The organism is Microcoleus sp. B7-D4, from assembly GCF_036705125.1.
Lineage (GTDB): Bacteria > Cyanobacteriota > Cyanobacteriia > Cyanobacteriales > Microcoleaceae > Microcoleus.
In genome coordinates, this window is sequence record NZ_JAUBTT010000007.1 from 16,222 (window position 1) to 29,852 (window position 13,631).

The 13,631-nt window shown below is 45.7% G+C and carries 12 protein-coding genes; 8 read left to right on the forward strand and 4 right to left on the reverse strand.

The window, feature by feature from the left end; all coding sequences use genetic code 11:
- Positions 1-801: 801 nt before the first annotated feature.
- Positions 802-2,718 (reverse strand): tRNA uridine-5-carboxymethylaminomethyl(34) synthesis enzyme MnmG, encoded by a 1,917-nt coding sequence (gene mnmG / locus QUB12_RS04180; protein ID WP_333138793.1) that lies wholly within the window; start codon positions 2,716-2,718, stop codon positions 802-804.
- Between the two features lie 185 nt (positions 2,719-2,903).
- Here mnmG and QUB12_RS04185 point away from each other — a divergent pair, with 185 nt between their 5' ends.
- Entirely contained in the window at positions 2,904-4,388 is a 1,485-nt protein-coding gene (locus QUB12_RS04185; protein ID WP_333305631.1) for a DNA methyltransferase, read from the forward strand.
- Here the strand turns inward: QUB12_RS04185 and QUB12_RS04190 are convergent.
- Positions 4,385-4,564 (reverse strand): hypothetical protein, encoded by a 180-nt coding sequence (locus tag QUB12_RS04190; protein WP_333305633.1) that lies wholly within the window; start codon positions 4,562-4,564, stop codon positions 4,385-4,387. The two genes, QUB12_RS04185 and QUB12_RS04190, sit on opposite strands and share 4 nt — an antisense overlap.
- Positions 4,565-4,603: 39 nt before the next feature.
- On the opposite strand from QUB12_RS04190, the gene QUB12_RS04195 reads away from it, so the two are divergent.
- Positions 4,604-4,837 carry a type II toxin-antitoxin system Phd/YefM family antitoxin gene (locus tag QUB12_RS04195; RefSeq protein ID WP_333138797.1) on the forward strand — a complete coding sequence of 78 codons (234 nt, stop codon included), beginning with the start codon at positions 4,604-4,606 and terminating at the stop codon, positions 4,835-4,837.
- A 135-nt stretch (positions 4,838-4,972) separates the two neighbouring features.
- On the opposite strand, the gene QUB12_RS04200 is transcribed toward QUB12_RS04195, so the two are convergent.
- Positions 4,973-5,302, reverse strand: a complete 330-nt coding sequence (locus QUB12_RS04200; RefSeq protein ID WP_333305635.1) for a transcriptional regulator — start codon at positions 5,300-5,302, stop codon at positions 4,973-4,975.
- Positions 5,303-5,315: 13 nt separating this feature from the next.
- Positions 5,316-5,696, reverse strand: a complete 381-nt coding sequence (locus tag QUB12_RS04205) for a type II toxin-antitoxin system RelE/ParE family toxin (protein WP_333305637.1) — start codon at positions 5,694-5,696, stop codon at positions 5,316-5,318.
- 154 nt (positions 5,697-5,850) lie between these two features.
- Between QUB12_RS04205 and QUB12_RS04210 the strand changes: the two genes are divergently transcribed.
- The 6 genes from QUB12_RS04210 to QUB12_RS04235 all read left to right on the forward strand — a co-directional run bounded on the left by QUB12_RS04210 (position 5,851) and on the right by QUB12_RS04235 (position 13,252).
- The gene (locus QUB12_RS04210) at positions 5,851-6,180 is read left to right on the forward strand and encodes a hypothetical protein (RefSeq protein ID WP_333105475.1); all 330 of its coding nucleotides are present in this window, start codon (positions 5,851-5,853) and stop codon (positions 6,178-6,180) included.
- A gap of 198 nt (positions 6,181-6,378) precedes the next feature.
- The gene (gene psbB, locus QUB12_RS04215; protein ID WP_333138801.1) at positions 6,379-7,908 is read left to right on the forward strand and encodes a photosystem II chlorophyll-binding protein CP47; all 1,530 of its coding nucleotides are present in this window, start codon (positions 6,379-6,381) and stop codon (positions 7,906-7,908) included.
- A gap of 419 nt (positions 7,909-8,327) precedes the next feature.
- Entirely contained in the window at positions 8,328-8,423 is a 96-nt protein-coding gene (locus tag QUB12_RS04220) for a photosystem II reaction center protein T (RefSeq protein ID WP_006635641.1), read from the forward strand.
- A 194-nt stretch (positions 8,424-8,617) separates the two neighbouring features.
- Complete coding sequence (gene nrdR / locus QUB12_RS04225) at positions 8,618-9,175, forward strand: transcriptional regulator NrdR (protein ID WP_333138882.1); 558 nt, start codon at positions 8,618-8,620, stop codon at positions 9,173-9,175.
- 1,011 nt (positions 9,176-10,186) lie between these two features.
- Positions 10,187-11,293 (forward strand): 30S ribosomal protein S1, encoded by a 1,107-nt coding sequence (locus QUB12_RS04230; protein ID WP_333138803.1) that lies wholly within the window; start codon positions 10,187-10,189, stop codon positions 11,291-11,293.
- Positions 11,294-11,842: 549 nt separating this feature from the next.
- On the forward strand, positions 11,843-13,252 hold the full coding sequence (locus QUB12_RS04235) for an adenylate/guanylate cyclase domain-containing protein (RefSeq protein ID WP_333305640.1): 1,410 nt from the start codon (positions 11,843-11,845) through the stop codon (positions 13,250-13,252).
- The last annotated feature ends 379 nt before the right edge of the window (positions 13,253-13,631 follow it).

The window sequence follows — 13,631 nt, forward strand, 5'->3', positions numbered from 1 at the left end:
CTCTCCGACTCTCCCACTCTCCTTATCGAACTTGGGGAATGACTATTTAGCCGATTGTGCGATCGCCCAATACCACATTCCGCCTATTCCCCAGTACCAGCAGTGATATCATGTCCGATCGAGTTACCGCGATTAAAAGCGATTAAAAGGGCGGGTTTTTGAGATTGTCAATTATTGGCAAATATTTTTCGTGAACCCGCCCCTACCGTATTAGGGGTAATCGACCGGACATAATATGAGCGCGTATATAAGCGTATAGCAAGGCATCTCGCTGTTCTTTTAAGGCTTTGAGGGTGGCAACACGGGTGGGGCTTTCGGGGAGGTTTGAACCACCGATGAACGCTGATTCTTATGCGGAATATTTGCGAAATTCAGACTGGGTTCGAGGATTGATAAATATCTACAATATACTGGCAGAATTTCATCAATTAGAGTTGACATTCTGCCAGTTTTCCTTATTTTTGGTGTTGCTGAATACAGGTATAAATTCAAGATTTCGGAATTTTTATAAGCCCAGTATGGTGAGTTTTGTAACATCAAGTGAAAAGTTGATTAATACCGTGAATCAGCAAGGCCCAGAATCTATATCCATCCATAGGAAAGCCGCCGAACAAAATAGTGGTTGCACAATAGTCACACTTTTTCATACTGCGATTTCATAAAATTGAAGGGAACCTTGAGACACCTCTATAGCGCTTCTCAAAAAAGTGAGGTATGCGCTATGCCCTATGCGCTATGCCCTATGCCTTATGCCCTATGCCCATGAGTACCTCATCTTTCTGAGAAAGGCTATAGTTTAGCTTATTTACCAACACCCGCTGGCTGCTGACGGTTTCGCACTTCCAGAAAAATCAACAAAGCATTAACATCAGCGGGATTTACCCCACCAATTCTGGCCGCTTGGCCAATCGTCAGCGGTTTCACCTTAGCCAACTTTTCCCGCGATTCTTTCGAGAGAGTTGTAATTGCCATGTAATCCAAATCTGCAGGCAATTGTCGGCGTTCATGTCTGACAATTTCATCAATTTGATTTTGCTGTTTTTGCAGATAGCCCGAATATTTGATATCAATTTCCGCACCATCTTTCTCAGCCAACTTCAGACTAGAATTGCCTAAATTGTACCGTTCCAAATCGACATAATGAAAACCCGGACGACGCAACAAATCAGCCAGAGTAATCGAACCTTTAATCGCTTGTTGAGTATCAGCCAAAATTGCCTTGCCAATCTCCTCGTGTTCTTTCACCCGCGTCGAGTACAAGCGTTCCTTCTCTGCCACAATATTAGCTTTTTTCCGCTCAAATAACTCCCAGCGGCGATCGTCAATCAAACCAATTTCCCGTCCCAGCGGCGTCAAGCGTTGGTCAGCATTGTCCGATCGCAATAATAGCCGATATTCCGATCGCGAAGTCAACATTCGGTAAGGTTCCCGCAAATCCTTCGTACACAAATCATCTATCAGAGTCCCGATATAACTTTGCTCGCGAGGAAACACAATCATCTCCTGATTTTTCGCAAACCTGGCCGCATTAATCCCCGCCACGAGCCCCTGTGCAGCAGCCTCCTCATATCCAGTTGTACCGTTCACTTGACCCGCGCAAAACAGCCCTTCGATCTTCTTAGTCATCAGCGTTGGAAAGCACTGAGTTGCCGGCAAATAATCATACTCCACCGCATAAGCAGGGCGCATCATCTCGCACTTTTCCAAACCCGGAAGAGTCCGCAGCATTTGCAACTGCAAATTTTCCGGTAAACCAGTAGAAAATCCTTGGATATAAAGTTCAGGAATATCTCTACCTTCCGGTTCAATAAAAATCTGGTGACTTTCCTTATCCGCAAACCGCACAATCTTATCTTCAATACTCGGACAATAGCGCGGCCCCTTCGCATCAACCCAGCCGCCGTAGACTGGAGAAAGGTGCAAATTGTCTCTAATTAACTGGTGAGTTTCCGGCGTAGTTCGAGTTAAATAACAAGGCATCTGTTCCCGTTCGATCCAAACTTCTGGATCGAAACTAAACCAGCGAACCTCTGCATCTCCCGGCTGCGGTTCCAGGTTAGTGTAATCGAGAGTACGTTTGTCAACTCTTGCCGGAGTTCCTGTCTTCAATCTGCCTGTTTCAAAGCCCAAACGATTGAGAGTTTCCGTCAAGCCAACGGCGGCAAACTCTCCCGCACGTCCGGCGGGCATCGACTTATTGCCCACCCAAATCGTGCCACCTAAAAAAGTACCTGTAGTCAGAATTACTGCTTTGCATTCAAAAGCGACGCCGAAGTATGTTTCAACTCCGATTACTTCTTCGTTTTTGCCCAAAACTAAGTCTGTTACCATCGCTTCGCGGATGGTCAAATTCTCTTGATTTTCGACAATATTATTCATTACAGCGGCGTATTCCCGCTTGTCTGTCTGTGCTCGCAGGGCCCACACTGCGGGGCCTCGTGAAGAGTTGAGGATGCGCTTTTGTAGATAAGTGCGATCGGCCATTTTGCCAATTTCCCCGCCTAACGCATCAACTTCGTTAGTAAGTTGGGTTTTAGCCGGGCCGCCGACAGCCGGATTGCAAGGTTGCCACGCAATTTTGTCGAGGTTGAGGGTGAGGAGAAGGGTGCGACAGCCGAGGCGAGAAGTGGCGAGGGCGGCTTCGCAGCCGGAGTGTCCGCCACCTACTACGATGATGTCGAAACTGTCTTGGAATTGTACGGATGTTTGTGCAGTCATTCGATTTTAGATTTTAGATTTTAGATTTTAGATTGAAGGATTAATTCCCTCTTGAGTCGGGGAAGTAATTAATCCGGGAGCTTGTTTATTGGATACCATTATATAGTATAATTCAAAATCACTCGTCAAATACAGACATAAGCAGCAGTTACGCCTGCCGTTTAAAGGAAATAACGAAAATGAAAATGGAAAATCAACTATTTTACGGTGACAATCTTGATGTCTTACGCAGACACATCAAGGATGACTCAATCGATTTGTGCTATATTGACCCGCCTTTTAACTCAAAACGCAACTACAACCAAATCTATAATAACATTGGCAAGGAAGACCAAGCCCAAGCACAAGCTTTTATTGACACTTGGACTTGGGACGATTATGCAAATCAGGGTTTAGCTGAAATCTTGGAAAATTACCAAGGAAAATTTACATCACAAAGTATTGATTTAATCGCTGGTTTAACCAAGGTCTTAAGCAAAGGCAGTTTATTGGCATATTTAATCCATATTACCTTACGAGTAGTCGAAATTCATAGAGTCTTAAAACCTACTGGTAGCTTTTATCTGCATTGCGTTCCTACAGCAAGCCATTATTTAAAATTAATTTTAGATACCATTTTTTGTTCCCAGGGTGGTGATTTCAGGAACGAGATAATTTGGTGTTATCGAGGCGGCGGTTCTCCTAAAAAAGACTTTGGGAGAAGGCATGATGTCATATTAAGATATTCAAAAACTAATGAATATGAGTTCAATAAAAATGCAATTAGAATACCATATCAAGCTGAAGGAATTGGTAGAAAAGATGATGCAATGTGGGGCAAGCATAAAGGAACTAATAAAGTATATAAGCCTCATCCTTTGGGCAAAATCCCTGAAGATTGGTGGCTGATGAATATCTTAAATGCTAACGATCCAGAACGTCTTGGCTATCCTACACAAAAACCAGAAGAATTATTAGAACGAATTATCAAAGTCAGTAGCAATGAAGGCGATGTAGTTTTAGATGCTTACTGCGGTTGTGGTACTACTGTCGCTGTATCTCAACGCCTCAACCGTCAATGGATAGGAATTGACATTACTTATCAAAGTATTAGTTTAATTCTCAAACGCCTTGAGGATTCTTTTGGGAAAGGTGTACTTGAGCAACTTAAGTTAAATGGCATTCCTAAAGATCTGGAAGCAGCAGTTGCCCTGGCCAACAAAAAAGACGATCGCACTCGCAAAGAATTTGAAAAATGGGCAGTGCTTACCTATACTAATAATAGGGCAATTATTAACGCCAAGAAAGGTGCCGACAAGGGAATAGATGGCATTGCTTACTTTCAAGGTGACAAAGATGAACCAGAAAAGATTATCGTGCAAGTCAAGTCAGGGAAGGTTCAATCAGGAGACATTCGCGATTTGCAAGGGACAATTACCCTGGAACAAGCAGCCCTGGGTATTTTTATCAGTTTAAAAGAGCCAACTAAGGACATGATTAAAACTGCCAAATCAGCAGGAATATATCAAAGCAGATATATGAATCAAAGTTCAGATAAAATACAAATTGTTACTATTAAGGAAATGTTAGAACAGAAAAAACGGCTAGATGTTCGCTTGAGTTTGGAAGTTGTGAAATCAGCCGAAAAACAAATGGAAGTTAAAGGGAAGCAGTTAGAACTAGATATTTAGAAAAGAGTGATCGAGGTAAATAAGTGCGATCGCCTCCCCCAAGCTTCCCAAGAAAAATGCCATAATTGAGGTATATTAACCGAGATTAAGATGATGCGATCGACTGCAAACGACCAAAGAGGCAAAATTACCGCAACCCTAACCGTTACGAACCGCTTAAAATCGATGTACGGCAAGTCCCTATCCCCTAACCTGCCACCAACCCTACTAACACCATGACACAGATCGCCCTTTCCGACCTTCCCGAAACCATCCAAGCCCTACTCACCCAAGCCATACAAACAGGCGAACCCCTCACCATCGCCCAAAACGATCGGCCTGTTGCCATTATCTCCCCCATCCAAAAAAGTAAACGAGCAGCCTTCGGATCTGTCAAAGATAGCGGCAAAATTATCGGAGATATCATCGAGCCAACCTCTAACATCGTAACTTGGGATGTCCTGTCCTGAAGCTCTTGCTAGATACGCACATTTGGCTTTGGTATCGTCAGCTACTTGCCTAAATACTCTCAGCTAATCCAAAATTTTGCACGCTACAAACAACTTTGAAGACTCGATCGCACTCAAACAACAGGTGTTCGTCAATTAAAACTCTTCCTCTCCATTAGTGTAGCTGCTTTCTTCAAACATTGATGTTAATCCAGTAATTTTTACGGGGGGTCGATCTTTGAATTCTACGACAAATGACAACTCCCCCCCCATTGCCGCAATATAACTTTGCAAAGTAGATACCAACAAATCCGCACGGCGTTCGAGTCGCGAGACATTTTCTTGACGCATATTTAATAATTCTGCCATGCGAATCTGAGTAAATTTCCTTGCTTTTCGTAAGTCTTGCAATGTCATTTCTTCTGCAATTAATTCGGTCGCTCGCTTTTCGACTATTGCTCGTTGGTCGAGAGGTAAATTATCCATAACAGTCTTCAGGCTAATTGTCATCTCTTTCTTGCTCCATTAACTTAGTCAAATTAGTCAAATGGTCGGCAAATCTACTATCTGCTATTTTAATTAGTTGCTTGTAAAATCGCTTTTCACTTCCACCAGATTTGTCCCCAGCTACCAACAGAATCGCAGAGCGGCGCGGGTCAAATGCAAAAGCGACTCGCCAAACTCCATCAGCCGCCTCAAACCGAAGTTCTTTCATATTGGCATAGGTAGAACCATTGAGAGTATCGACGTGGGGGCGCTTGAGATTTGGACCAAATTCTTGTAACAGTGTGAGTTTTGCTAAAAGCTCTAATCTGACATCAGTGGGGAATTCGGTAAACTCAGAGTAAAAATCAAAGTGAAACTCAATGTTCCATGTCATTTGGATCAATTATGCCTTACATAGCATATTATAGGCAATAGTCGATCGAATAACAATATTTATATGCACCCTTCGCGTCTTCGCAGTTCAATAATTCCGTACAATTGCAGTTTTGCGTTATGTTAGACAAAAAAATCTCAACAAGCGTACACAAGTGAAATACTTCTTCTTATCCGACGGCTGGAAAGTTGGGCGCGTTTGGGGCGTTGGCGGCGAGTGGACTCACGCCGCCTGGAGACGCCAGCCAGACATCCAACAGCTCAACCTCTGTCTTTCCGATCGCAACGAAAAAATGTGGCTCTACCGCGTAGAAGACGCTGTACTCATGGTAGAAGTCCAACCTGCCGTCTCTCCCGATCCTGCCGATCCCGCCAAAAATATCGGCAACGTTAAGCTCACCAGACTGATCGATGCCGAGCAAGTCCTCGAACGCCTCGGGACGATCGCCGCCCGCTGCGAAATGGGAAACCCGCAACTAATGTAATGCTCAACATATTGCAATCGGTTCTAACACTCGATACACTTCTTTAAATAACTTTCATTTTTATGCCTCCACCTTTGAAGGTAGATGGCAGTCGGCAAAAGGCAGAGTTTAAACCCTGCAGGTAACTGCTGGGGATTTAGAATCTGATTTTTCCGTAAAAATAGACATCATCACTTACACCTTGGAGAACCGCAGTCAATGGGACTACCCTGGTATCGCGTACACACAGTCGTCTTAAATGACCCAGGCCGATTGATTTCTGTACACTTAATGCACACTGCCCTCGTGGCAGGTTGGGCCGGCTCAATGGCCCTTTATGAACTAGCAGTTTTTGATCCCACAGACCCAGTTCTGAACCCAATGTGGCGTCAAGGGATGTTCGTGTTGCCCTTCATGACTCGCTTGGGAGTTACGGGTTCTTGGGGCGGTTGGAGCATCACTGGCGAAGGTAACGTCGATCCGGGCTTCTGGTCCTTTGAAGGCGTCGCCGTCGCTCACATCGTCCTCTCTGGCCTGCTGTTCTTAGCAGCAGTTTGGCACTGGGTATTTTGGGACTTAGAACTTTTCAGAGACCCTCGCACCGGTGAACCGGCCCTCGACTTGCCAAAAATGTTTGGCATTCACCTGTTCCTCTCCGGCTTGCTTTGCTTCGGCTTCGGCGCATTTCACCTTTCGGGACTTTTTGGCCCAGGAATGTGGGTGTCCGACCCCTACGGCCTGACCGGTCACGTCCAGCCAGTGGCGCCTGCTTGGGGCCCTGAAGGCTTCGATCCGTTCAATCCGGGCGGCATCGTGGCTCACCACATTGCAGCGGGCGTAGTCGGCGTAATTGCCGGTTTGTTCCACTTGACAGTGCGGCCGCCGGAACGTCTTTACAAAGCCCTGCGGATGGGGAATATCGAAACTGTACTTTCTAGCAGTATCGCTGCCGTGTTCTTTGCAGCCTTTGTGGTTGCCGGTACGATGTGGTACGGTTCTGCTGCAACTCCGATCGAACTTTTTGGCCCGACTCGCTATCAGTGGGACAGTGGCTATTTCCAACAAGAAATCGATCGCAGAGCTCAAGCTAGCTTGGCCGGTGGCGCTAGCTTCCAATCCGCTTACGAACAAATTCCCGAAAAATTGGCTTTCTACGACTACGTGGGCAACTCTCCTGCTAAAGGCGGTTTGTTCCGGGCCGGCGCGATGGTCAATGGCGACGGTATTGCTAAATCTTGGCTGGGCCATCCAGTATTTACTGACAGCGAAGGTCGGGTATTGTCGGTTCGCCGCCTCCCCAACTTCTTTGAAACCTTCCCAGTAATTTTGACGGACAAAGATGGGGTCGTTCGCGCTGACATCCCCTTCCGCCGTGCTGAATCAAAATACAGCTTTGAACAAAGCGGAGTTACCGTCAGCTTCTACGGCGGCGAACTTAACGGTCAAACCTTTAATAATCCTCTAGATGTTAAGAAGTTTGCTCGCGCTGCTCAAAAAGGTGAAGTATTTGAATTCGATCGCGAAACCTTGAATTCTGACGGGGTGTTCCGCACTTCGACTCGCGGTTGGTTCACATTCGGACACGTTTGCTTTGCTTTGCTGTTCTTCTTCGGCCATATCTGGCACGGTTCTCGGACTATTTTCCGCGACGTGTTTGCTGGAGTTGAGGCTGACCTGGAAGAACAAGTCGAGTGGGGCCTGTTCCAAAAACTGGGCGACGTGACCACCAGAAGAGAAGAACCTCTCTAAATTTCGCCAGCCTCTGGGTAGGGGGGAAACTTCCCCGCTACACAAAAACCCGGTTTCTTTAAGAAACCGGGTTTTTTTAGTTAAGAATAAAACCAGCAATTAACTACCAGCCGGGAAGTTCCGGGCGTATATTTAGAGGGGATTAATCTGAGCGCTGCGCGAATTACCCCGTTGGGAATTACTCCTTGGGATGAAAGGCTCGTCGGGTTTCGGTACCGAAACCGACAATTATTCTTTTAAACCCCAAGATGATCGGGAAATACTCTGATACTATATTAGCAAGTGGGGGTGGAACTACCTCACTATAAAAAGCCTTTGAAAAAAAGGAAAAAGAAGCCTGCGGTCTAACTGTACTCAGTTGACCGTCAGGTTTGTTCACGATAAAATAATACGGCAAGGGAAGATAGGGAAAATTTAACATGGAAAGTGTTGCTTACATTTTGATTCTGGCTTTAGCCATAGGCGTACTATTTTTTGCGATCGCATTTCGGGAACCTCCCCGGATTGGCAAATAATTAGCTATACGCCTGCGGTAAGTCCAAAATATCCTGAACCGGACTGCGGTTAGCCCGCATCATAGTGATCTAATTTGGTGCGGGACTCTTTCACCGCTGTGTGCTAAGTGATTTTTCTAGTCCAGCCATTCATCAGACCCCAAGCGGTTAGATGAATGGCAATTTGCTGGCAATGCCTGTTAAAATCAGCAATCATGCGCTGTTCCTCCTGCCAACACACAAATAGCCGCGTTCTAGAATCGCGTTCAGCCGAATCAGGTCAAAGCATCCGTCGGCGGCGTGAGTGTTTGAACTGCCAGCACCGCTTCACAACTTACGAACGCATAGAATTTGTGCCGATTACGGTGATCAAGCGGGACGGCAAGCGCGAATCTTTTGACAGGTCAAAATTAGTTCGGGGATTGATTCGGGCCTGCGAAAAAACCGGTTTGTCTTCCGGGCATCTCGAAACTCTCGCCGAAGAAATCGAGGCCCAACTCCAAGGTCGATCGCTCCGAGAAATCGCCAGTTCAGAAATAGGGGAACTGGTGCTGTTGCACCTGCGGCCGCTCAGCGAAGTCGCTTATGTCCGTTTTGCCTCCGTATATCGGCAATTTCGAGGCATCCGAGATTTTGTAGATACCCTAAATCACCTTCAGAATCCCCTCAACGAAGCTGAAGTTACAGAAACTAGACCGAATTTTGACGCAGATTTGCCGGATTCGGAATCAGTCGATCGAGAAAGCCCAGCATCCTGCGCTACTCCCAGCTAAGCTCGCTTAAATTAATTTAGAGAAATATTCGCTTGAGATGGAAAACCGTGTCGCGAGGAAGGCCCAGAGGAATAGCGACTCAAGGGACTCTCATAAAAAACACTCGGTAAGTGGGAAACTCAGTGGCTTCAGCCCGCTCGTGGAAAACGACCCGGCGATTTCAATCGCCTTGAATCCCCTTTCGGGGTTGGAGGGGTATGGTTGCCCCTCCGACGAGGTATGGTTGCCTCAGTTTCCCTTGCGGGGTAATGTTAGCTTCGCCAAGGTTATAAAGGCTTGTTAAGCTGGCAGCACTGTCTCAGGGACTTTAAGACTGTTTAACTACCAGCGACAGAGCGAGGGACTAGCTTCGCATCCCAGGGTGTCGTGACCTTAATAACGTAGCCCGCGAAGGGCTTAGGCTGGTCAGTACAGCTTGTTCGATTTCTCTTACAAGCTCAGTGGCTTAAGCCCTGAGTTACTGACTCGAGCGAGTGTTCTTTTTTCTCAGTAACAGTGCTGGGTGTGATATGATCGTCATCGGTCTAAAATAGAGTATAACTAGACAACGTAAAAACTTAACTGGATTAGTTGAGTGCGTAGTCACACCTAACGGTGTTGCAGTTTAGGAAAGCTCGCATTTGAACAAAACCTAACTAAAGATCGGTGCCTAATTAAATACGGTAGGGCATACCGAAATTTACGCTTCTGGAGAAACCGACCTCTACTTAGACGGGAGTAATCCTGTCGCCAGCAAGTCGGCTCGTTGAACGAAGAATCTCAGTTTATTTATACCTGAGAGTGTCAAAATAGTCTACTTGACTCGGAATGTTAAGATTCAACGTTTTAACACAGAGTATGGAGTAACAGTAATGGCAAGCGCTGGTGTGCAGTTGCACCTGGCAAAAGTTAGCAAAAACTGACTTTAGTAAAAGATTTTGAAAAAAGTTAATCGCTTTTTCACCAAAATCTCTAATATCTGCCGGCACAAACGAAAAACATGAAGGAGAGAAATCCTAGGAAACTATTCGCATGGTCAATCTCAAAACCACAGTCAAAGACATCGGCTTTACTCACGAAGATTTTGCAGCCCTACTTGATAAATATGACTATCACTTTAGCCCGGGCGATGTAGTAGCGGGTACAGTTTTTAGTATAGAACCGAGGGGCGCTCTGATTGATATCGGTGCTAAAACAGCAGCGTACATTCCCATTCAGGAAATGTCGATCAATCGAGTCGAAAGCCCTGAAGAGGTATTGCAATCTAACGAAACCAGAGAATTTTTCATTCTAACCGATGAAAATGAAGACGGACAATTAACCCTGTCCATCCGGCGCATCGAGTATATGCGGGCGTGGGAAAGAGTGCGACAACTGCAAGCAGAAGATGCCACAGTACGATCGCAAGTATTTGCCACCAACCGCGGCGGCGCACTCGTGAGAATAGAAGGCTTGCGAGGCTTTATTCCCGGTTCTCATATAAGTACCCGCAAACCGAAGGAAGAATTAGTCGCCGAAGAATTACCATTAAAATTCTTAGAGGTAGACGAAGACCGCAACCGCCTAGTGTTGAGTCATCGTCGCGCCTTAGTTGAGCGCAAGATGAACCGCCTCGAAGTCGGGGAAGTCGTCATCGGTACAGTACGCGGTATCAAGCCTTACGGTGCCTTTATCGACATCGGCGGCGTCAGCGGCTTGCTGCACATCTCGGAAATTTCGCACGATCACATCGATACGCCTCATAGCGTCTTCAATGTCAACGACGAAGTGAAAGTGATGATCATTGACTTGGATGCCGAGAGGGGCCGGATTTCTCTCTCCACCAAGCAGTTGGAACCGGAACCGGGCGCGATGGTCAAAAATCGCGAATTGGTATACGAAAAAGCTGAGGAAATGGCAGCTAAGTTCCGCGAGAAAATGCTCGCTCAAAAGCAAGCTAAAGCAGGCATAGACATTCCTGTAGACTCAACTGATGCTGATGATGACCTCTCCGACGAAATACTCGAAGATGTACCCTCAGCAATGGAAGAGGATCTGCCGGAAGTAGCACCCGAAGCAGCACCAGAAGCAGCACCAGAAGCAGCACCCGAAGCAGTATTAGATGTAGAGGAAGAAATCCCTCCTGCGACGGAAGAATAACAGCGCAGTTAGTGTGATTAAAAGAGGGAAAACTCCCTCTTTTTTTTTAGTTAGTCATTAATTATTAGTCATTAGTCGCTGCTGGGTGGTTGACAGTTCAATACGGTTCAGTGAAGCTCGATCACCCTGGCGCAACCGGGCGGGCACGGGGGCACCGCCCCTACAAGGGGGGGACAAGAACTTACTCTTGCGTCCCCCAACAATCAGGGGGATTTAGGGGGATATCGCCCGGAATAAATAGTTTTAACCCAAGCGTATTGGTTTAGAATTCTCAATTGCCAATTCCCCATTTTTAATTACCGAGATTTAATATCTTTCTGTAGGCCGATGCACCGATCGCACTTTGAATTAAAAAAATTGGCAGCGCGATCAATCTGCCTAAATAGGCATGGCCTTCATCGTGCTAATTTGTTAAGATTTATAAAGGTTAGAGACATCGGCACAGGTGCAAGCTCATCAGAATTCTCACGGCAGAACCAACAAGAAGAGCAAATTCTACAACAAAATTCTTATAAATTTCTTGCCCTGACGGTCAAAGGCAAGTGGATTATGAACATCGAACTATTAAAAGAAAAATTAGAACAGCTAAAAAAACGTCCCAATTGTAGCAAAGGAACGATCGACCAAATTGAAAACTGGTTAACCGGTTCCCACATTTTGCAGAGATTGAGAATTAATCCTTACTATGTAGCAGGCGATACAGTCAAGAATGTTAAAAAAATTACTTCCGAATTTCTGCACGGAGTGAAAGCCGGCGCCTTCGACTTGCACTGGGATATTCACTGCCCCCACTGCAACATGATTACAGAAGAATTTAAGGAGTTGGCAGACACATCAGAAATGTCTTTTTGCCCGATGTGCGAGCGCGAGTTTAAAATTGATTTGCTCGATCGTGTCGAAGTTACTTTTTCCCTGAACAAAGAAATCGAAGACCCGCAACTGCGGCCCGTCTGCGCTCCCCCTCCCGTACTCCAGAGCAAACTGCAACTGGTGACACCTCTCTACTGCACCGAATCCGAGATAGTTAGCTTAGAAGAAGGTCGATACCGCTACTGCTGTCCCCTGACTTTAGCTAAAGGGATTTTAAAGGTTGAAGGCGAAGAAACAGAAGAGATACAAGAAATTAAACTCCAGCAGTTAGCCGGCCCAGATTTTGATAAAAAAGAGCTTGCCGTGCGTCCCGGAAAACTTAAGCTCGAATTAACTAATACCGAACACAATTTGTCGGGGCTGATTTTGCATTCAGATGAATTGCCCGATGAATTGACAGTAGAACAACTGCCCCTGCGACTATCAGGAATGCAACTGCTTCATCACCCGGATTATAAGCGTTTGTTCGGCGATCAAGTAATCTCGGAAAGAGAGCGAGTCAAGATTCGGGCGATTACTATTATGTTTACTGATATTACCGGTTCTACCAGAATGTACGAAACACTGGGAGATACTAAAGCTTACAATATTGTGCGCGATCATTTTGAAATTTTCTTTGAGTCGATCGAGAAATTTGGCGGTAAAGTCATTAAAACCATCGGCGATGCGGTCATGGCTTCTTTTATCAGCAACGAACAAGCAATTATGGCTGTCGCTGATGCTGTAGGTTGTTTGAGAGAGTATAACTCAACTCGCCAACAACAAGAGTGGATTCAAGTCAGAATTGGCATTCACCGAGGTACGGCTTTGCTGGTAAATCTTAATAATTCGATCGACTATTTTGGCTCTACAGTCAACAAAGCCGCCCGCATTCAAAATCTTTCTAAAAGTGACGAAGTTTCCTTTTCCGAAGATGTTTACAGCGACGAAGCATTTTTAACAGCATTAAAAGCTGCTGGAGTTTCCGAAATTCAAAAACGAGTAGAAGATTTAAAAGGAATACAAGGCGCACAAGTCGCTTATACTGCTAGAATTAATACAGAATCAGTAATCCCGCTGTCTCCTACACTTGTCGCTGAAAAAAGCTAGGTACAAACGCTGATATACTACTTGGTTATTGCCAGCCTATTGTTGCGATCGCCCCAACAGATAACGGGTAGGGACACTCCAACAGATAACGGGTAGGGACACTCCAAGAGCCTTTCGTCGTGTCAACAACCAGGTAGAACCAATAGTCCGACAGTCCGACAGTCCGGCAAGGGTTGAAACCCCTGCCTCAAAGCTAAAGTCCTCTTAAGAGGACTGAAGAACTCATTAGTCCTCTTAAGAGGACTTTAGCTATTAGACAGGGAATTCATTCCCTGGCGGACTGGAGGGTGGGCGTGAGGATTTGCTGGACTGACAGCTTAAGTTGACACGACGAAAGGCTGTTGGAGTTTCCCTACTTAAAAGCCACATCTCATCCTTA